Below are 20618 nucleotides of genomic sequence, written 5' to 3'. Positions count from 1 at the left end.
GGAATCCTTTGCCGGGAAACAAACGGACAGAGGTTGTAGTAATTGGAGCAGGATTGGCAGGAATTCTCACGGCTTTTTATCTGCAAAGGCACGGGCTGCATGTGGTGGTGGTGGAGGCTAACCGTATCGGAAGCGGACAGACGGGATATACAACGGCAAAAATTACGTCCCAGCACAACCTGATCTACGACAAGCTGGTGCGAACAGTCGGGGAGGAAACGGCAAGGCTGTATGGAAAGGCAAACCAGATGGCAGTAGAAGAGTATGGAAAGCTGATTAAACGTTATTCCATACACTGCCATTACGAACCAATGGACGCCTATTTGTATTCTGTGCAGGAGTCGGAGGTGCTTTTAAGAGAAGCAGAGTGTGCAGCCAGGCTTGGACTGCCTGCTTCCTTCGTCAGGCAGACCGGACTTCCCTTTCCGGTACATGGTGCGGTCCGTTTTACCGGACAGGCCCAGTTTCATCCTCTGGAATTTTTAAGAGATATTTCTGCAGAGCTTACGATTTTTGAGCGGACAAAGGTCATTAAGGTTCAGGGGCATGACGTTGTAACGGACAAAGGCGTGATAAAGGCTGAAAAAGTAGTGTTTGCCTCACATTATCCCTTTGTTAATATGCCTGGATTTTATTTTGCGAAAATGTATCAGGAAAAAAGCTATGTTATGGAGTTTGAGCCGGTGGAGTCTTTGCATGGCATGTATCTTGGAATTGATGAAAGAGCATACTCCTTCCGGAATGTGGGCGATAAACTTCTTTTAGGATATGGGAGCCACAGGACAGGGAAAGCCCCCAAGGATAGTCCCTTTTCCACTATAAAACGTGCGGGTGGTCATCTGTTTCCAGAGGCAAGGGAAATCAGAAGGTGGACGGCTCAGGACTGTATGACACTGGATAGTATCCCCTATATCGGACCGTTTTCGTCCTTAAGACCGGACTGGTATGTTGCCACAGGCTTTGGGAAATGGGGGATGAGCTCCTCCATGGCGGCGGCTAAAATATTGAGTGCTCAGATAACAGGAAGAAAGACGCCCTATGACGGAGTTTTTTCTCCTCAAAGGCATCATCTGAAGGCAGCTGCCGGCACTCTGGCTTCCCACGGTCTGGAATCAGTGAAAGGACTTTCAGCCGGAACCATACCCGGAGCCGTAAATTGTCCCCATATGGGCTGCCGTCTGGTATGGAACCGTTACGATAAGCGCTGGGAGTGCCCCTGCCACGGATCTTCTTTCGAAATTAATGGAAAAATATCAGCAGGCCCTGCACAACAGAGTATTCCTTTCATAGATTGATATTAGAAACTTTCAATAGCGAAAGGAGTCACACATCCTATGGATTGTTATACGAAGCAATGGTGTCCCGGATATAAGACCGGCACCGGCTCAACCGGATGGGAAACGGCTATGGGGCTTGATATGTCTGCCAGCCCTGGTACGGTGATCCGTCCCGACATGCCCCTTGGCTCAGGTCCGGCAAAATCCGCAGACACTGCGGCATCCCCCATACTTATGCGACAGCAGGGAATGTCCGCAGGTCCTTGTCCGTGGATGCCACCTAAAAAAACCAAGTGTTCAGACACAAAGGGGGAATCGGAAACCGCGCCCGTTTGCATGATTTGCCCGGAAATGCCGGTATGCCCAATGCCCCCGAAGTGCCCGGAAAAGGTTAAGGAAGCCGTGACAATGAAATGTCCGGAAATGCCCATGTGCCCAATGCCCCCGAAGTGCCCGGAAAAGGTTAAGGAAGCCGTGACAATGAAGTGTCCGGAAATGCCCATGTGCCCAATGCCCCCGAAATGCCCGGAAAAGATTAGGGAATCCATGACAATGAAGTGTCCGGAAATGCCCATGTGCCCAATGCCCCCGAAGTGCCCGGAAAAGGTTAGGGAATCCATGACAATGAAGTGTCCGGAAATGCCCATGTGCCCAATGCCCCCGAAGTGCCCGGAAAAAGTTAGGGAATCCATGACAATGAAGTGTCCCGAAATGCCCGTTTGTCCAATGCCGGTGAAATGTCCGGAAAAAGTAAAAGAAGCGATGCCTGTGAAATGTCCGGAAATGCCCGCATACAAAGCCCCGGTCAGATGTCCGGGCCGGCCTTCTCCTGCTGAAAATATCGATCTGTTCCCGGTGGGGATGACTTATGTGCCATGGCAAAGGTGGCAGCAGGTATACTCGGTAGAGGTGGCCATAGACGTTGGTACAATCTTCCCGGATTTGAATAAACCATTTATTATGGGGGGGTGCCGGTGATGATGAGTTCTAATGCTAATTGCGATATGCTGTTAAGGCAGGTGTATGAAGCCAGCTTTGCAATGGATGATGTGGTTTTGTATCTTGACACCCATCCAGATGATCAGGAAGCTTTGAACTATTACTTTTATGTAGTGAACATGCGTTTACAGGCAATGCAGGCCTATGAAGAGCAGTGCGGTCCTCTTATGGCTGATGGAGTAATGGATGAAAATTACTGGACCTGGATAGAAGATCCATGGCCCTGGGAAGGAGTGTGCGGTTAATGTGGAGGTATGAAAAGAGATTACAGTATCCGGTCAATATTACCACTCCTAATCCCAAGGCTGCTATGTTCATTATGAGCCAGTATGGCGGACCATATGACAATCACCTATGATCAGTCCATAAGGCAGACATTATTTCATGCCGGTCACCGGGAGATGTAATAGAAAAATTTCATCGTTCCTTCCTGTTTATCATAAACAATTTTCTTTACCACACTTCTTAAAGCATTTCCTTTCATCTCATAACTCACCTCAGGATCGGAAAGAATGTCACAGACATTCCGGATCCTGTCTGCCAGCAGCAGCTTATCAGCCGTCTTATCCCGGGCGGGGCAGCGATTCAAATCCATCAAGCGGTTCCTAAGCTCTTCCTGCTCCTTTTCCAGCCGTGTTTTACCTGCGTGATACTCTTCCAGTGTATCAATTCCATTTTCATAAGCTTCCTTTATCCGCTGTTTTTTGCGGCTGATCCTTGACAGGGCCGCCTGTATGTGTTCTTCTTCCCCCATCGTTAGGATAACAGGCTTTGGTACATAGCCGTACGTTATCTCTTCCATGGAAAGAGCATTGCGAAGAGATTCCATAATAAGATCTTCTGTTTTTCTGGCAGTTATGCTGCAGGATTCCTCATGAAGTCCTTTGGCGTAACGCCAGCACTGGAAACAGCTGGGATGACGGCCTGTATCCGGGGCTTTATTAAATACCAGACTTGCTCCGCAGTATCCGCATTTCAAGAGACCGGACGCCCAATGCCTGCAGTTGGACACTTCCCGGCGGTTCCTGGGCCTGTATTCCCTTTGCAGGCGGTTCTGATTGTCTTTAAACACTGATGTTACAGTCTGCCTGGTTTCATGCTGTCCGTGAAAGGAGATGTCTTTCCAGATGACCATCCCGTCATAAAACCTGTTTTTTAATATGCGTTCAACGGCCCTGCGGTCAAACCGGTTTCCTCTTTTTGTGAGAAATCCCTGTAAATTTGCATTTCTTGCAATAGCCGATAAATCCATTCCGTTATGGTAGGACTGGTGGATGTATTCCACGATCTTATATTCATTCTCGTCTATTAGAAAGGGCTTTCCCTCACCAACCGCCCGGTATCCCAGGCAGGGAGAAGCCTGGTATCCTTCTTTTAAGGCTTTTTCTGTCATGCCTCTGGTAACCTCACCGGATAAATTGATGGAATAGTATTCATCAAACCATTCGATGATGCTTTCTATCAGACGGCCGAACATGCCTTCCATAATGGGTTCGGATACGCTTTTGATGGTCACCCCGCATTTTTTTCTGAGAACGCCTTTATAAAACATGCTCTCTTCCTGGTTTCTCGCAAACCGGGAAAACTTCCAGAGGTAGAGATACTGAAAGGGAGAAGGCTGGGACTTGGCAATGGAGATCATTTTCTGAAACTGCTTCCGGTTGTCCGCCCTGCGTCCGCTGACTCCTTTTTCTTCTATAAATATAAATTCTTCCGGGATCAGGATCCCGTCTGCTTTTGCTGCTTTTTTAATTTCTCTTAACTGGGCATCAGGAGAAAGCTCTGTCTGGTCATTTGTGCTTACGCGAACGTAAGCTGCTCCAATTTCCATTGTTTTATTTCTGTTCAATACCAACCCCTCTTTCCTGTACTCCTGGGAAATATCAGGAAACAAGTACAATCCGTGTCACATACATTTTACAAGGAAGGGGGCGAAAATATGAACAAAAAACCAATTATAAAAAATTACATAGAAATGAAAGGGAAAGATGTTCTTATGGATACTTTGCCAGAGGAAAAGCGTAAAGAAATTGCTTTGATGCTTCAGGATAACATGATGGAATCTATGGGATTTCGAAGATTGACGGCTTCTGGCTGATACTTGAGGGCGGATGGCCGGACATTCTACCATAGAATAAGTATGAACTTATGCCCGGCCGGAACCAAAGAACCAGGGAACCGGCCAGGAGACAGATCAAGGTCAGGTATTGAAAGAACAGTCTTGAAAAGGAAAGAAGAATTCCGGAATTCCCCTTACATAGGGAGCAATATCATACTGCTGATAATAGATGACAATCCCATTGGGATGGACATAAAATCCATTCAAATTAAAATTACCACGAATAAGTGATGGAAAATCATCAAAATATTCGGCTGAGTCTGTTTTTATCTGTTCTTCTATCTGCTGCTGGATTCCTGTAAAAATAAAGTCTGTAAATTTCGGATTGTTTGGGAAAAAATCAGGGAGTCTTATCTGTTTGCCGGTACTGAAGTCCCAGGTCTGGGAATCCCGGATTGTATTTCCATGGGCGCCACCCAGGTAGGAGTATTGATCGGTGTAGAGGCTGGTGACGCAATCCTCATTGTATGTAACTTTATAAACCGATATGAATTCATAGTTATGAAAGGGGAACTGGTTTTTCCGTGCGTATTTTACCTGATCTACGGCCTGGGCATACAGCTCATTGCGGCAGTAAGCCTCTGTCTGCCTGGCTTGCAGTTCATAGAACATATTAATGCTCTGGGCGGCTGCAGGATCACATGCGGTGGCAAAAAAAGGATAATGGATTGTATAGATGAAAACAGTGATCCCATGATAGCGCATAATATCGGTCAGCGTTCTTTGAGAGATTGTCTGCATAAGGGCCTCTGAAAAGAAATGTTTTTATAATATATGGGGAAAAGGAATGAATTATGAGCGCAGGGGAGCCGCAAGCTCTGTTTATCTGTTTTTGGCATAAGGGGGACCAGACGGAGAAATGGCAGCTTCCATGCGCTATCTCTCTCAGCGTTATGCCATGCCCTATAAGGAATGTAAAGGACTTTTGACGGATATCGGGACAGAAGAACTTGCCCACTTAGAAATAGTAGCAACCATCGTTCACCAGCTGACCAGAAACTTAACTCCGGATCAGGTCGTGGATTCCGGCTTTGGTCCCTACTACATTGACCATACCACAGGCATCTGGCCTCAGGCAGCAGGAGGAATCCCGTTTAATGCCTGTGAATTTCAGTCAAAGGGAGATCCCATCACTGATCTGGTAGAGGATATGGCAGCAGAGCAAAAGGCCAGGAGTACTTACGATAACATTCTTCGTGTAATAACCGATCCTGAAATCTGTGATCCAATCCGCTTTTTGAGAGAGAGGGAAGTAGTTCATTTCCAGAGATTCGGGGAAGCCTTAAGAGTTGTTCAGGATAATCTGGACAGCAGGAATTTCTACGCATTCAATCCAAGCTTTGATATTAGAAATCAATGCTGATAAAAACAGGCTGCAGCATATTCTTAAGCTGCAGTCTGTTTTTCTTTGACAATTTACGAGCTTTTTCCGCAAAAGTTTCTTTTATTCGATTGACGGAGGCTTCTTATACTAGTAGAATAATAAACAAATATACAAGGGAATGGGGCATTATTTATGGATAACAGACATAGTATTTTGACGGACACGCTTCCGGATCAGGCTGTTTTTGCTTTGGATATTGGTACCCGGAGCATCATCGGCATGGTGGGAATGCCTGATGGGGAAAGAATTCATATCGTTGCCATAGAGAGAGCCGAGCACACGAAACGGGCGATGATTGACGGCCAGATCGAGGATATTGACCAGGTTGCAAAAATCGCAGGCCAGGTCAAGGACAGGCTGGAGAAAAAGCTGGGATGCAGGCTTAATAAAGTCTGTGTAGCGGCTGCAGGAAGAGCGCTGCGGACGGAGAGCGTTACGTATGAAATGGAGCTTTCCAGGCCGCAGAAAATCGATGCAGAATCAGTCAGCCGTCTGGAAGCAGGTGCGATCAGCGAAGCAGAAAAATTATTCATGAACAGAGAGGGCAGGGAATCAGACCGGCAGTTCTACCTGGTAGGCTATACAGTAAGCCGATACTATCTGGATAACTATATGATCTCCAATCTGATTGACCATCACGGAAGGGTCTTAAAGGCCGATATCATTGCCACCTTCCTTCCAACAGAGGTGGTGGAAAGTCTTTATGCAGCCATGCACAAAATCGGTCTGGAGGTGGCGAGCCTGACCCTGGAGCCGATTGCAGCCATCAATGCGGCAATTCCCCAGAATATCCGCCTGTTAAACCTGGCTATGGTTGATATTGGCGCAGGAACCTCAGATATTGCGGTATGCCGGGATGGGTCTGTTACCGGCTATACTATGGCGATTCTCGCGGGAGATGAGATTACAGAATCTATTATGAAGGAATACTTGGTGGATTTTGATACTGCAGAGAAAATCAAATCAGAGATTGATGAAGCAGAAGAGCTTCATTTTTCTGATATTCTGGGATTTGAACAAACCATCACCAGGGATTCCATCTTTCAGTGCATTAAGGAGGCATCCTCCAGGCTTTGCGAGGAGATATCCGCAAAGATCCTGGAGGTAAACGGAGGTATGCCGTCAGCGGTATTCCTGGCTGGGGGAGGAAGCCGGCTCTCCGGCTTGAAGGAGGGAATCGTAGAGCATTTGAAAATTGATCCCAAGCGGGTAGCCATTGCGGGCAATAATTTTAAAATAAACGCATTTTCCGATGAATATGACCTTGAAAATCCGGAATATGCTACCCCTCTTGGAATTGTCATATCCGCAGGCTTTAACATTGTCAATGACAGTTTCCGTGTCATTTTAAATGACAAGCCGGCAAAACTGTTCCGAAGCGGCAGCTTTACGGTAATGGATGTTCTTATGATGAATGGCTACAATTACCAGGATATGATCGGACGTTCCGGCCAGAACCTGGTGGTGAGTGTCAATGGGAAGAGGACAGTCTTTTATGGAGAAAAGGCGGAGCCGTCTGTCTTAAAGCTTAATGGAGAAGAAGCCCAGCTTTCTGATCCGGTAAATACAGAAGACTGGATCGTGTTCATACCTGCCAGCCATGGAAAGAGTGCATCAGCCATGCTTTCTCAAGTAACGGAGATAGGCAAGGGGAGAAAAGTCCTGGTAAACGGCGAGGCGGTTAGGGAGGATATACCGTTAAAATCCGGTGATGCTATTGAAATTGAAGATCCAGCGGATGAATCAGAGGAAGAGCCGGTACAAAAGGATGGTGAAAAGGAACCAAAGGAAACAGTTCCGGATCCTGTTAATCCGGTATTATCAGGCACTGGTCCAATACCCCAGGCCGGCAATGGCAAGGGTGCTGACAGCCGCATAAGCAAAGGGAAAATTACATTTTTTTTAAATAACAATCCTCTGACGCTGCCTTTAAAACCGGATCACCAGCCTTATTATCTTATGGACATGCTGGAATATTCCGGACTGGATTTTAAAAACGTAACCGGACAGGTGATATTGGAAGTCAATGGGGAAAGCGGATATTTCCAGCAGGAATTACATAGCAGGGACAGCATCATGATCTACCAGGTCAAATAGGTTTTAAAGGAGAAGGACGGACATGTTGAAGGTAATAAAAAGGGATGGAGCGGAAGCCGGCTTTGATTTGTCTAAGGTGAAAGAAGCCATGAAAAAAGCATTTACTGCAACCGGAAAATATTATACGGACAGCATTGTGGAACTGCTGGCCTTGAGAGTGGCTTCTGATTTTAAGGATAAGGTAAAGGAAGACCGGGTGGCAGTAGAGGAGATCCAGGACAGTGTAGAAAAGGTTCTGGAGGAGACGGGATATACGGATGTGGCAAAGGCATACATCCTTTACCGGAAGCAGAGGGCGAAGATCAGGAGCCTGGGAGGCACCACTTTGGATTATAAGGATGTGGTGGATAATTACGTAAAAGTAGAGGATTGGCATGTAAAGGAGAATTCTACGGTGACCTATTCCGTTGGAGGACTGATCCTTAACAATTCCGGGGCTGTGACGGCAAATTACTGGCTTTCTGAAATATACGACAAAGAGATCGCAGATGCTTATAACCGGGGCGACATCCATATCCATGACCTGTCCATGCTGACGGGATATAGCTGCGGCTGGTCCTTAAAAAGGCTTCTCCTGGACGGACTTGGAGGAATTACAGGAAAGATTACGGCCTCTCCTGCAAAGCATCTGGCGACCCTGTGCAACCAGATGGTTAATTTTCTGGGGATCATGCAGAACGAATGGGCCGCTTCCCAGTCCTTCTCATCCTTTGACACATATCTGGCGCCTTTCGTAAGGGCCGATGGCCTTTCCTATGACAAGGTTAAGAAATGCATGGAGGCTTTTGTGTTCGGGGTAAACACGCCCAGCCGGTGGGGAACCCAGGCTCCGTTTTCTCATATTTCCCTGGATTTAACAGTTCCGAAGGATATGAAGACTGAAAAGGCCATTGTGGGAGGCAGGCGGATGGACTTTACCTATGGGGATTGTCAGGCAGAGATGAATATGGTAAACCGCGCTTTTTTAGAGACCATGATGGCAGGAGATGCAGGGGGAATGGGATTCCAGTATCCCATTCCAGTCTATGGTCTGTCTGAAGATTTTGACTGGTCGGATACAGAGAATAACCGCCTGTTGTTTTCCCTTGCTTCCCATTATGGTACCCCATATTTTTCCAATTATATCAAAGGAGGTCCGGTGACAGGGGATGTACGGATCTCCTATGAAGGCATTACTCCCGATCTTACAAAGCTTCGGAGAAAGGCAGGAGGATACTTTGGTTATGGGGAAAATACCGGATCCATTGGGGTGGTGACCATTAATCTTCCCCGGATCGGATATTTATCTTCGGATGAAGCGGATTTTTATAAACGTCTGGATCAGGTGACGGATATTGCTGCCAGATCCTTGAAGATCAAACGGGATGTGATCGGCAGGCTGTTAAAAAATGGGCTGTATCCTTATACGGCCTGTTATCTGGAAACACTGGAAAACCACTTTTCTTCCATCGGCATCATTGGAATGAACGAGGCAGGGCTTAATGCTTCCTGGCTGAAGGCTGGAATGGATTCTCGACGGACCAGGGATTTTGCGGCGGATGTGCTGAACCACCTAAAGAAAAAACTGATTGGATATCAGCTGGAGTATCAAAGCCTGTACTGCCTGGAGGCGACTCCTGCGGAATCAGCCGCCTATCGTCTGGCAATGATTGATAAAAAGGAGTTCCCGGACATCAGGACAGGAGGAAAACAAGGGGATGTCCCTTATTATACCAACAGCACCAAGCTCTCCTCCGATTTTGAAGGAACACTATCAGAGGCTTTGGATAATCAGAATGCGGTCCAGCCTCTTTATACGGCGGGCACTGTTTTCTCCGTATACATAGAACAGGAAGAAAAGGACTGGAGAAGGGTCCGTGACTCTTTGAAAATGATGACGGAAAATTACGGCTTTCCGTATATGACATTCACACCGGTGTATTCCATCTGCCATAGCTGCGGGTATCTTTCAGGGAGTCAGGAGAATTGTCCAATATGCGGGAAGCAGACAGACGTATACAGCAGGATTGCAGGATATTACCGGCCCGTCCATGACTGGAATGAGGGAAAAATACAGGAATTCAAAAACAGAAAAATGATGTCTTTGGAGGTGTGATACCGGAAGACTGACATACTACAGAAACAGGATTGAAACACCAAAATCCCGGTTTTCCTTGCGGAAACCGGGATTTTTGATTATGGGCTTTAGCCTGTTGAACATGGGTGAGTTTCTCTTTAAGAGAAATGAATCCATGTGAAATAATAAACCACCCGCTATGCGGGTGCGAGTCAGTAAGTTATACAAAAAATCACCTTTCCGATTATAATAGAGGTGTCCAAGCCACTATTAGAGAAAGGAAAGGTGATTTCAATGGCGAAGAAAGCCAATGAACTGGCACACACGAAATGGATGTGCAAATATCATATCGTCTTCACACCTAAGTATAGACGAAAAGTAATTTATAATACAAGGAAGATTTGAGAGAAGTCTTGAAGCAACTATGTAATTATAAGGGGGTCCAAATCTTAGAAGGCCATATTATGCCGGATCATGTACATATGCTGGTAAGTATTCCGCCTAAAATTAGCATATCCAGTTTTATGGGTTATCTAAAAGGCAAATCCGCCCTTATGATGTTTGATCGCCACGCAAACCTAAAGTATAAATTCGGAAACCGACATTTTTGGTCGGAAGGATACTATGTAAGCACAGTAGGACTAAATGAGGACACCATCCGAAAATATATACAGGAGCAGGAAAAAGCGGATATTATGCAAGATAAACTAAGTGTAAAAGAATACGAGGACCCTTTTAAGGGTTAGTCGGTATTACAAAGGCCCCTTCAGGGGCGGCGACGAGTCAAAAGCATAGTGGCTTGAACGAAGTGAAAGCCAGCGCCTTGAGACGCTGGCCTAGTATCAAAGGGTTATACCCTTTTCACAAGCCACCCGTTTTACGGGTGGTCTTGACTCCCCGGTCAAAGAACCGGACGAATGAGAACCCCGAGTGCATTTTTAGATGATAAAAGGGCGGGACAGACCGGTTCCGGACAAAGGACCATCACTTGGAGAATTTTAGATAAATAAAAACAGCATTGTTTGTTAATTATGTACATTGAAAAAAGAAATGGGATATGTTAGCATATATACAAGGTGTTGGATTTGTATACAAATTTAATGGTTTGAATACATTTCAAAACACAAGAATCATGAGATAACTGACCCCAAAAAAATTAGTAAAGGAGAGATTGAATCATGAATAAGGATTACTTAGCAAACCAGTTTTCCCTTGACGGAAAAGTTGCATTAGTCACAGGCGCTTCCTATGGCATTGGATTTGCCATAGCTAAGGCTCTTGCAGCAGCAGGTGCAACCATCGTTTTTAATGATATTAAGCAGGAATTGGTGGATAAAGGAATTGCCGCCTATAAAGAAGAAGGAATAGAAGCCCATGGTTACGTATGTGACGTGACCAACGAAGAGGGCGTAAATTCCATGGTAGCTCAAATTGAGAATGAGGTCGGCGTGATCGACATCCTGGTAAACAATGCGGGCATTATCAAGCGCATTCCCATGTGCGATATGACTGCCGAGCAGTTCAGACAGGTAATTGACGTTGATCTAAACGCTCCGTTTATCGTAGCCAAGGCAGTGATCCCGTCCATGATCAAAAAAGGTCACGGAAAGATCATCAACATCTGCTCTATGATGTCCGAGCTTGGACGTGAGACAGTTTCTGCATATGCAGCAGCAAAGGGCGGACTTAAGATGCTGACCAAGAACATTGCATCTGAGTACGGTGAATTTAACATTCAGTGCAACGGCATTGGACCTGGATACATTGCAACCCCGCAGACCGCACCTCTTCGTGAGACTCAGCCTGATGGCTCCAGACACCCCTTTGACCAGTTTATCATTGCCAAGACACCGGCAGGACGCTGGGGAGAGGCGGAGGATCTGGCAGGCCCGGCCGTGTTCCTTTCCTCTGACGCTTCCAACTTTGTAAACGGACATATTCTGTATGTAGACGGCGGTATTTTAGCTTACATCGGCAAACAGCCACAGTAACAGGAAGATTTATATTCAGGCAGGCATTTTCCAGGCCGGTCCTGATGCTAAAAATATGACCATGATGTCTGCTTTCCAAGCGGAGGTCATGGCATATTTTTTAACAGGTCTATAGAGGACGGAGAGGGTTCTATGGAAGGAAAAACCAAAACCTATAAAAACCGAGGCGAACTTGTGTTTGAAACCTTAAAGCAGGAGATTCTGGACCTGGAGTTAAAGCCCGGACAGATCATCAGCGAAAATGAAATCTGTGAACGGTTCGGCGTATCCCGGACCCCGGTAAGAGAATCGGTAAGACGGCTTCAGGAACAGGGCTTTGTCAATTCGGTGCCATATTCCGGTACACAGGTAACGCTTTTGAATCTTGATAATATCAAACAGATGATATACATGCGCGTTGCTGTGGAAACCATGGTCATGCGGGATTTTATGAAAATGGCCACTCCTCTCTGGATGGAGGAAATCCGGTATATGATCCGCAAGCAGCAGGCTCTGATTCTGGAAAAAGGGTTTGAACCGGAGCAGTTTTACCGTATGGATGCCCAAATGCACGCCATATGGTATCAGGCCACCGGAAAGCAGAAGCTTTGGGATATGATACAGGCCCAACAGTTACACTACACCAGATTCCGTATGCTTGATTTTGTAACTGAAACAGATTTTACCAGAATCATCAGAGAGCATACAGAGCTTTTCGAACTGCTGGAGAAAAAGGATATTCAGGGCCTGGAGCGGTCTCTGAAAGAACATCTGTATTACAGCATGAAGAGAATGAAATATCAGATAGAAGTAGAATATAAAGATTATTTTGAACAGGAAGAGCAGGAGGATTGATCATGGCGAATGTATCAATAGCTGTAAAAAACCAAAATGGCGGAATAAAGGCCTCCGTATTGAGTGAGGATCAGGCAGTCCTGGTATTGGAAGGGGAATATGAGGAAGGGGATGTGATTGTTTTCACTACGGATACCCCCTGCGCCCATTATGTGGTGCGGATTGATGACTGCATGGATGAGTCCTTTGTCTATCTGACAAAAGAGGAAATCGTATATACCATACCCTTTGGGGAGAAAAAAATTTCCTATAATCCCCAGGCTTTTACCGGAGAGCGTCACTATCTGACCATTCGGAAAGCCTTTGACCAAGAAACGGGCATTTACCGGAATTTAGCAAAGAATGTCATGGACCAGCACGGAGATACGGGCTGCTTCCCTCATGCCTATGCCAATGTGGAAACCAGAGGGGAAGCTGTGTTTGCGGCGCGCAATGCCATTGACGGCGTTCTTGCCAACGAATCCCATGGTGCATGGCCCTATGAATCCTGGGGAATCAACCGTCAGGATGATGCGGAAATGACGGTTGATTTTGGACGGCCGGTTGATTTCAATCAGATTGTTCTTTATACACGGGCAGATTTTCCTCATGATAACTGGTGGATAAAGGCAAGGTTCACGTTTTCCGACGGAACGGAAGAGAGAGTGGAAATGGAAAAGAGCGTGAAACCCCATCTGTTTTCTATAGAAAGAAAGAATATCACATGGGTGAAATTAAGCGATCTCATAAAAGCTGATGATCCTTCCCCGTTTCCGGCTCTTACCCAGATTGAGATATATGGCAGAGATTCCCAATAAAAATAAAGAAAGGTGTCAGAATGAATCCGGATCACGGACATTCCGGCACTTTTTTATTTTGTAAAAAATAGAAATACCTCTTTTCCTTTTTCCCATATTCAGGTAAAATATAGGCAGTGCATAAATCACTACAGAAGGAGGAAAACAGATGGAACTTTTGTTTCTGGAGCCTGTGTTTATGGAGGCCATCTGGGGCGGTACCAGACTTCGGGATGTATTCGGCTATGAGATACCAAGCGAAACCACCGGAGAATGCTGGGCAGTCAGTGCCCATAAGAACGGGGAGTGTAAGATTGCGGGAGGAATATATGACGGCAGAAAGCTTAGCAGCCTGTGGAAAGAGGAACCGGAGCTGTTCGGGAATTATCCGGGAGACCAGTTCCCTCTTCTGGTTAAGATCATTGATGCAAGAGATGACCTAAGCATCCAGGTCCATCCCGATGACAGCTATGCGAACATCCACGAAAACGGCTCTCTTGGTAAAACAGAGTGCTGGTATATTCTGGACTGTGAGCCGGGAACTGAAATAGCGGTCGGCCACTATGCCAAGGATCGGGAAGAGATGGAATCCATGATACGGGATCACCGGTGGAAGGAATTTATTCGTACCGTTCCAATTAAAAAAGGGGACTTTTTCCAGATCAATCCTGGCTGTATTCATGCAATCAAGGGAGGAACCCTGGTATTTGAAACCCAGCAGAGCAGCGATATTACGTACCGGGTCTATGATTATGACCGTTTGTCCAATGGAAAACCAAGGCAGCTGCATGTGGAAGAGAGCATTGCCAACATAAAGGCACCTTTTGAAGAAGAACAGACCCATCCGGAAACAGAGAAAGTACCTGGTGCAGTCCACACCCATTTGGTGACCAGTCAGTTTTACTCCGTGGATAAATATGATATTGACGGTGTATTTACAAAGGAATTTGGAACATATTTTACCAATGTGAGCGTCATAAGCGGAAAAGGCTCGGTGAACGGGATACCTTTAGAAGCCGGTCAGCATTTCATCATACCGGCAAAAAGCGGAGAATGCAGATTGGAAGGAAAGATGTCTGTCATCTGTTCCAACCCAGAATAAAAAGGAGGCGAAAGGATATGAGACTTGGAGCATTAGAGGCAGGCGGAACAAAGATGGTTTGTGCCATAGGCGATGAAAACGGGGAAATCTTTGAACGGGTTTCCATACCTACGGAAACGCCGGAAATCACCATGCCAAAGCTGATTGCATACTTTAAGGATAAGGATATCGAAGCGCTGGGAATCGGCTGCTTCGGCCCTATTGATTTAAACAGGAACTCAGAAACCTATGGTTACATCACCACCACACCAAAACTTGCATGGGCCAACTATAACATAGTGGGAGTCCTGAAGGAAGCCCTTTTAGTCCCGGTTGGATTTGACACAGATGTAAATGGTTCTGCTTTGGGAGAGGCTACCTGGGGGATCACCAAAGGTCTTGAAAACAGCATGTACATCACCATAGGCACCGGAGTTGGAGCCGGGATCATTGCCAATGGAAAGCTGCTTCACGGCATGCTGCATCCGGAAGGAGGCCATTTGCTGCTGTCTAAGCATCCGGACGACAGCTATGAGGGGAAATGTCCTTACCACAGGACCTGCCTGGAAGGTCTTGCCTCCGGTCCTGCCATAGAAGCACGGTGGGGAAAAAAGGGCATAGAGCTTGCCGGCCAGAAGGAAGTATGGGAATTAGAGGCATATTATATTGCACAGGCATTGGTGGATTATATTATGGTTCTTTCTCCCCAACGCATTATTCTGGGGGGAGGCGTGATGCATCAGGAACATATGATGCCCTTGGTAAGAGAAGAAGTGAAGCGCCAGTTGGCCGGATATATCAGAACAAAAGAGCTTGAAGACATGGAACATTATATTGTTCTTCCCAGTTTAAATGATAATCAGGGCATTATGGGAGCCTTAAAATTGGCTGTAAATGAGTACCAGTTGGAAAAATAGAGGAAAATTGACAATTTTCTCCTAGTGAAATTCCATTTCCTGTATGTTATGATACACTTTGTAACAGAAATGTAATAATTATGTAACAAATAAGGAGGATATTACCATGAGAAAATTACCAGTATTCGTTTTAGCAGCAGCAACGGCACTTACTGTAGGTGTTCCTATGACCGCACAGGCAGCAACCTGCCCTACGTCAACAAGTAATTGCATTAATCTCTCAAACTGCTTTGGACAGTCTGGGGATATTAACAGCATTTTAAGCAAGCTTGGCTGTAACAGCAACGGTAATAGCTGCAGCAACGGTACGACCTGCACCAATGGTTCCACCTGCACCAACGGTTCCACCGGTACAAAGGGAGCTGCCTGTTCCGGCAGTAACTGCTCCACCAGCAAAAACAGCTGCTCCACCGGCAAAAACAGCAGCTCCTGTTCCAAAACCAAGGCTGCAACCACAAAAAGTGGCCGTCAGTGCAAGTCTTCTTACAGCTATTGGAGATAATTATTTTTACATTTATTAATGGGTCGGACCCTCTGTGTCCGGCCCTTTTTCTAGTTTGCTCGCCTCCTACTCGATTAGGGAGGACCTTATGTTCCGGTATCAAAAAACAGTCATAAGGCCGGTTTCGTCTTGTGACTGTTTTTTAGGAAAATCATTTACTTCCTTCACCTACAATTTCCTCCAAAACATGGATCAAATCGTAAATGGTGTTAATTTGTACGTTTCGTTCCAGGATCTCATTCTTTAAGTCAATGGAAAGAGTCTCAAATTTTGCCTGGACTGCAGGAGCTATATATGACATTTTCATCACCTCAATTTTATCATGCGCAGCCATGGATTGTATTATGCGTAAAATCTTCAATTTTACATAAAAGTTATGGTGCCGGATCATACTATGAGTGAGGTGATGGAAATGAAGAACAGCGGACAGGAAAAGCTTTCCCGGAAAAATTCAAATGAAATGTATCATGGCACAACAGAAAAAGGAAAATTGGAAAATCAGAATCAGACTCATAATTCCCGCCGGGAAGGCATGGGACCAAATACAAAAAGAAGATCAGATTAATCCTTTAAAGGGGTGGAAACCAAGATGCCATGGCTTCCTCCCCCTTGAGGTTTCATATTTATGATCGGGCAGTTTTACAGGACTTGTCATCAACCGTAGAAGAAAAGAAAACATAAACCAAAATGAGTTATCTATCTTTGGTAAAGCGGCGGCTGAGAGTTGTCAATGCTTCTTTCTGCTTCTGCTTTGATAAGCCGTTCTGTAATATTAATATATGTGTTTACAAAAATTTTGTGAACAAGCCGAAGGGATGGGCGGAAGCAGAGCAAAGGAGAACTTCCGCCCGAATGATGTTACATATATAATAACGGATAAAAAACGTTTTTGTGACGCGGATTCAAGAATTATTTTAATTTTTATCAAAAAACCTTCCGGCGATCCCTGATGCCGCCAGCTTAGATGATCAAGGTCGTTTGAGAATTATCATAAATTGTGCAAACACTCTCCCGGTATTCCTGGGGTGTTTTGCCGCAAATGCTTTTAAAGACGCGGTTAAAATAGCTTTGGCTGGAAAATCCCACGGCAAGAGTTATTTCCAGCATAGAATAAGTCTGATCACACAGCAGAACCTGACTGCGTTCCACACGCAGGCGGTTGATATATTGAGAAAAGGAACATCCCATTTCTTTTTTAAACAGACGGCATAAATAGGATGGGTTTAAGTCTAAGTAATCAGAGGCTTCCTGGAGAGTTACGTTGCCCCAGAGCTGGTTTTTTATAAAGCCGATACATCGGGATATCTGATAGGAATTTCCCTGCTTTGCCAGAAATTCCATGTCCTGCTTTAAATGTTTTTGGGAGATCATCCGAAGCAGCGATATTAAATGCGGCACCACCCGGGCTGGCTTTAAGGGGAATACGGGATCTCCCCCATTCTGCATATAGGGACCGAAAACAAAGGTTCCAAGCTCAGGCATGGCCGGGTCTATGTAACAGGCGGTAAAGGACAGTTCCGCCTTTGATGTGCCCATCATGGGACAGGCGGCCATTTCACATTGCAGGGTAATATGTTCCTGATCTATTCCGGAATGGAGCAATTCACAGGCCTTGCATACTGTTTTACGCCATAATGGATAACAGCATAAGCGGTTGGTTGGGCCGGCGCATATCATAAGACAGTTTTCAAACCGGTCAAAAGCCCGTACTGCCAGATTGGTGCAGGCATTAAATTCTTCTAAAATTCTTTTGATGGTTTCCATAATTCCTCCGTATTTGCATTTCAAGATCAATATTTTGAAATATAGGTCAATATTGTTCAAACAAAGCTGCGTTAAATAAGTATACTACAGTAGTTAGCTAAAACTAACCAACACTTACAATTATAACGATGGACACGAAACTGTCAAGACTGGGGATTCAATGAAAAAATTTATTTACATACTAGCAATTATTGTTTTAGGCGTTTTCTCCCTTTTTATCGGTGTCAAGGATCTTTCATTACAAAGCCTGTTTACCACGCCGGACCAAATGAAAATCATGGTTGTGAGCCGTATTCCAAGGCTGGTCAGTATTTTGGTAGCCGGTATGGGAATGGCGGTGTCAGGGGTGATCATGCAGATGCTGGCTTCCAACCGCTATATATCTCCCTCTACAGGCTCTACCACCGAATGGGCCAAATTAGGCGTGCTGACTGCTGTCTTATTGTTTCCCGGTGCAACTCCGGCAGTTAAAATGCTCATAGCCTTTGGTGCGGCATTTCTGGGAACCATGTTGTTTCTGCGGCTTCTTCAGGCGATCAGGCTTAAGGATGCGGCGTTGATTCCTCTTGTAGGAATCCTTTTTGGAAATGTAGTGGGAGCGGTCACCACCTTTATTGCGTACCGCCATGATTTAATTCAGAATATAACCTCGTGGATGCAGGGGAGCTTTACCATGGTGCTGCGGGGGCGGTATGAGCTGCTTTATCTGGGACTTCCCTTTTTGGCATTGGCAATGATATTTGCCAGCCGTTTTACAGTTGTAGCTATGGGAAAAGATATTTCCCGCAATCTTGGCATTCCTTATTTTTCAACGGTGCAGGTGGGACTGTCCATTGTTGCGGTTATGACCTCGGTGGTGGTAGTATCGGTGGGAGCGATTCCCTTTATCGGCATTGTAATACCAAACCTCGTAAGGTTATACTGCGGCGATCATCTGCCAAAGAGTATTGTGGATATAGCTTTGCTTGGAGGCCTGTTTCTGCTGGCGTGTGATATCATTTCCCGTCTGATCATTTTTCCTTTTGAAATTCCTATCAGTGTGACGGTAGGCGTTATCGGCTGCGGCCTGTTTCTGGCGCTTCTGGCAGGAAGGAGGTTTTATGAAGCTGCATAAAGTTCTGATGTTTCTTTTTCTGCTGACACTCGTGGTTTCACTCCTGTACGTAGTCTGGGGACTGAACCTGGATCATGCTGCATACAACATACCCAGACGGCTGATCAAGCTGGCGTCTATATTTATTACAGGAGCTGCAATCGGTTATTCCACCATTGTATTCCAGACTGTGGTGGGGAACCGGATTCTTACCCCTGCAATTATGGGGCTGGACAGCTTATACCTTTTTGTACAGACACTGGTGGTATTTATTATGGGTGCGAAGCAGCTTGCCCTGATGTCTGACATCACAGATTTTTTCATCTCCGTCTGCATCATGGCAGGATTCAGCCTTCTGCTTTATAGATTCGTATTCAAAAGGGAGAACATGCGCCTGTTTGCCGTCATTTTTACCGGCATGATGCTGGGCAGCCTGTTTTCCAGTCTTGCTGCCTTTATGCAGGTACTTATTGATCCTAATGAATTTATGGTGGTTCAGGCAAGGATGTTTGCAAGCTTTAACCATGTGAATACGTCCCTTCTGGGGATCGCAACTGTTTTTATGTTATGTGCGGGTGCCATGGGAATATATAAGATCCACCGGCTGGATGTTTTGTCACTGGGGCGGGATATTGCGGTGGGGCTAGGTGTTGACTATGGACGTTCTGTGAAAAAATACCTGCTGATCGTGTCCGTCATGATTGCCGTTTCCACCGCCCTGGTGGGACCTATTACATTTTTAGGCCTGCTGGCTGCCAATCTTGCCAGACAACTGCTAGCAACCTATAAGCATAGTATATTAATTCCTGGTGCGATTTTAATAGCAGGAACCGCCTTGGTAGGAGGACAGTTTATGGCTGAGAGGATCTTTGCATTAAGCACGCCTATCAGCGTGATCATCAATTTTTTCGGGGGCATCTACTTTATTATTCTTTTGATTCGGGAGGGACGGATGTGATCGTTGCTAAAAATATAGGAAAACGTTATGGTGAAAAGCAGGTTTTAGAGGGCATTGACACCGTGATTCAAAAACATGCCGTTACCACTTTGATCGGCGCCAATGGAGCAGGAAAAAGTACGCTGCTTTCTGTGATTTCCCGCCTGATGTCAGGAGAAGGTGAAATCTGCATTGACGGACAGGCAATATCATCGTTTAAAAGCAGTGAACTAGCAAAAAAGCTGTCCACCCTGCGTCAGACAAACCATGTTGGTGTGAGGCTTACGGTGCGGGAGCTGGTATCCTTTGGCAGATATCCCCATTCTCAGGAAAAGCTCACCAAAGAGGATTTAAAAATTGTGGAGCAGGCCATCGGTTACATGGAGATGGACCGTTATGGGGATACGTTTATTGACCAGCTTTCCGGGGGAGAGCGCCAGCGGGCATTCATAGCCATGATCATTGCTCAGGATACAGAATACATTCTCCTGGATGAACCCCTTAACAATCTGGATATGAAGCATTCTGTTCAAATTATGAGACTCTTGCGCACCCTTGTGGATGAACATGGAAAAACAGTTGTGCTGGTGCTTCATGATATTAATTTTGCGGCAGCATATTCGGATTATATTATTTCGCTGAAGAGCGGCAAGCTGCTGAAAAACGGAACAGCAGAGGAGGTGATTACCTCTGAGGAATTAAAAAAGGTTTACGACATGGATTTTACCATTCATGAGGTAAATGGTATGCGTCTGTGTGCATATTTCAAATAGCTGTATTGGCCGTTTGGG

General features: G+C 45.6%; 20 protein-coding genes and 3 pseudogenes. 19 read left to right on the top strand and 4 right to left on the bottom strand.

The features are described 5' to 3' along the window. Window positions 1-8 precede the first annotated feature (8 nt). The 4 genes and pseudogenes from CLOSA_RS14480 to CLOSA_RS22215 all read left to right on the top strand — a co-directional run. Entirely contained in the window at window positions 9-1295 is a 1287-nt protein-coding gene (locus tag CLOSA_RS14480) for an FAD-dependent oxidoreductase (RefSeq protein ID WP_330362152.1), read from the top strand. 39 nt (window positions 1296-1334) lie between these two features. Then, window positions 1335-2255 (top strand): spore coat associated protein CotJA, encoded by a 921-nt coding sequence (locus tag CLOSA_RS23240; RefSeq protein WP_013273509.1) that lies wholly within the window; start codon window positions 1335-1337, stop codon window positions 2253-2255. Continuing rightward, window positions 2255-2521, top strand: a complete 267-nt coding sequence (locus tag CLOSA_RS14470; protein WP_013273508.1) for a spore coat protein CotJB — start codon at window positions 2255-2257, stop codon at window positions 2519-2521. The genes CLOSA_RS23240 and CLOSA_RS14470 overlap by 1 nt, the downstream gene beginning before the upstream one ends. Then, window positions 2521-2616 (top strand): annotated as a pseudogene (locus tag CLOSA_RS22215) (manganese catalase family protein); the annotation flags it as partial. The gene CLOSA_RS14470 and the pseudogene CLOSA_RS22215, both read left to right, overlap by 1 nt. 51 nt (window positions 2617-2667) lie before the next feature. Here CLOSA_RS22215 and CLOSA_RS14465 read toward each other — a convergent pair. Further along, on the bottom strand, window positions 2668-4125 hold the full coding sequence (locus CLOSA_RS14465) for a recombinase family protein (RefSeq protein WP_013273507.1): 1458 nt from the start codon (window positions 4123-4125) through the stop codon (window positions 2668-2670). 90 nt (window positions 4126-4215) lie between these two features. On the opposite strand from CLOSA_RS14465, the gene CLOSA_RS22985 reads away from it, so the two are divergent. Next, entirely contained in the window at window positions 4216-4374 is a 159-nt protein-coding gene (locus CLOSA_RS22985; protein WP_013273506.1) for a hypothetical protein, read from the top strand. Window positions 4375-4476: 102 nt separating this feature from the next. Here CLOSA_RS22985 and CLOSA_RS14460 read toward each other — a convergent pair whose 3' ends face one another. Continuing rightward, window positions 4477-5136: a DUF3298 and DUF4163 domain-containing protein gene (locus CLOSA_RS14460; protein WP_013273505.1), complete on the bottom strand. Its 660-nt coding sequence runs from the start codon at window positions 5134-5136 to the stop codon at window positions 4477-4479. A 100-nt stretch (window positions 5137-5236) separates the two neighbouring features. Between CLOSA_RS14460 and CLOSA_RS14455 the strand changes: the two are divergent. The 10 genes and pseudogenes from CLOSA_RS14455 to CLOSA_RS21835 all read left to right on the top strand — a co-directional run. Then, window positions 5237-5758 (top strand): annotated as a pseudogene (locus tag CLOSA_RS14455) (manganese catalase family protein); the annotation flags it as partial. A 153-nt stretch (window positions 5759-5911) separates the two neighbouring features. Next, window positions 5912-7876, top strand: coding sequence for a cell division protein FtsA (locus CLOSA_RS14450; protein WP_013273504.1), 1965 nt, complete (start codon window positions 5912-5914; stop codon window positions 7874-7876). Between the two features lie 22 nt (window positions 7877-7898). After that, a complete protein-coding gene (locus CLOSA_RS14445) occupies window positions 7899-9971 on the top strand; it encodes a ribonucleoside triphosphate reductase (protein WP_013273503.1) in 2073 nt (690 codons plus the stop codon). Between the two features lie 255 nt (window positions 9972-10226). Continuing rightward, window positions 10227-10678 (top strand): annotated as a pseudogene (gene tnpA / locus CLOSA_RS14440) (IS200/IS605 family transposase). Between the two features lie 432 nt (window positions 10679-11110). Next, the gene (locus CLOSA_RS14435) at window positions 11111-11923 is read left to right on the top strand and encodes a gluconate 5-dehydrogenase (RefSeq protein ID WP_013273502.1); all 813 of its coding nucleotides are present in this window, start codon (window positions 11111-11113) and stop codon (window positions 11921-11923) included. Between the two features lie 132 nt (window positions 11924-12055). Next, complete coding sequence (locus CLOSA_RS14430; RefSeq protein WP_013273501.1) at window positions 12056-12757, top strand: GntR family transcriptional regulator; 702 nt, start codon at window positions 12056-12058, stop codon at window positions 12755-12757. 2 nt (window positions 12758-12759) lie between these two features. After that, window positions 12760-13554 (top strand): carbohydrate-binding protein, encoded by a 795-nt coding sequence (locus CLOSA_RS14425; protein ID WP_013273500.1) that lies wholly within the window; start codon window positions 12760-12762, stop codon window positions 13552-13554. A gap of 148 nt (window positions 13555-13702) precedes the next feature. Then, window positions 13703-14635: a type I phosphomannose isomerase catalytic subunit gene (locus CLOSA_RS14420; protein WP_013273499.1), complete on the top strand. Its 933-nt coding sequence runs from the start codon at window positions 13703-13705 to the stop codon at window positions 14633-14635. Between the two features lie 17 nt (window positions 14636-14652). Continuing rightward, the gene (locus tag CLOSA_RS14415) at window positions 14653-15531 is read left to right on the top strand and encodes an ROK family protein (RefSeq protein WP_013273498.1); all 879 of its coding nucleotides are present in this window, start codon (window positions 14653-14655) and stop codon (window positions 15529-15531) included. Window positions 15532-15637: 106 nt separating this feature from the next. Continuing rightward, a complete protein-coding gene (locus CLOSA_RS21835; protein ID WP_013273497.1) occupies window positions 15638-16033 on the top strand; it encodes a hypothetical protein in 396 nt (131 codons plus the stop codon). Window positions 16034-16184: 151 nt separating this feature from the next. Here CLOSA_RS21835 and CLOSA_RS22980 read toward each other — a convergent pair whose 3' ends face one another. Continuing rightward, the gene (locus CLOSA_RS22980; protein ID WP_013273496.1) at window positions 16185-16334 is read right to left on the bottom strand and encodes a hypothetical protein; all 150 of its coding nucleotides are present in this window, start codon (window positions 16332-16334) and stop codon (window positions 16185-16187) included. A gap of 111 nt (window positions 16335-16445) precedes the next feature. On the opposite strand from CLOSA_RS22980, the gene CLOSA_RS22975 reads away from it, so the two are divergent. Then, on the top strand, window positions 16446-16598 hold the full coding sequence (locus tag CLOSA_RS22975) for a hypothetical protein (RefSeq protein ID WP_166431301.1): 153 nt from the start codon (window positions 16446-16448) through the stop codon (window positions 16596-16598). Window positions 16599-16993: 395 nt separating this feature from the next. On the opposite strand, the gene CLOSA_RS21830 is transcribed toward CLOSA_RS22975, so the two are convergent. Next, a complete protein-coding gene (locus CLOSA_RS21830; protein WP_013273494.1) occupies window positions 16994-17797 on the bottom strand; it encodes a helix-turn-helix domain-containing protein in 804 nt (267 codons plus the stop codon). Between the two features lie 160 nt (window positions 17798-17957). Between CLOSA_RS21830 and CLOSA_RS14395 the strand changes: the two genes are divergently transcribed. The 3 genes from CLOSA_RS14395 to CLOSA_RS14385 are packed head-to-tail and all read left to right on the top strand — an operon-like array spanning window position 17958 to window position 20600. Continuing rightward, the gene (locus CLOSA_RS14395; protein ID WP_013273493.1) at window positions 17958-18911 is read left to right on the top strand and encodes an ABC transporter permease; all 954 of its coding nucleotides are present in this window, start codon (window positions 17958-17960) and stop codon (window positions 18909-18911) included. Then, window positions 18898-19848 carry an iron chelate uptake ABC transporter family permease subunit gene (locus tag CLOSA_RS14390; protein ID WP_013273492.1) on the top strand — a complete coding sequence of 317 codons (951 nt, stop codon included), beginning with the start codon at window positions 18898-18900 and terminating at the stop codon, window positions 19846-19848. Before CLOSA_RS14395 ends, CLOSA_RS14390 begins: the two co-directional genes overlap by 14 nt. Next, window positions 19845-20600, top strand: coding sequence for an iron ABC transporter ATP-binding protein (locus CLOSA_RS14385; protein ID WP_013273491.1), 756 nt, complete (start codon window positions 19845-19847; stop codon window positions 20598-20600). Before CLOSA_RS14390 ends, CLOSA_RS14385 begins: the two co-directional genes overlap by 4 nt. Window positions 20601-20618 lie beyond the last annotated feature (18 nt).

Source organism: [Clostridium] saccharolyticum WM1, from assembly GCF_000144625.1.
Lineage (GTDB): Bacteria > Bacillota > Clostridia > Lachnospirales > Lachnospiraceae > Lacrimispora > Lacrimispora saccharolytica.
Note: the sequence above shows the minus strand (reverse complement) of the source record. Positions and strands in the feature narration are given on the sequence as shown.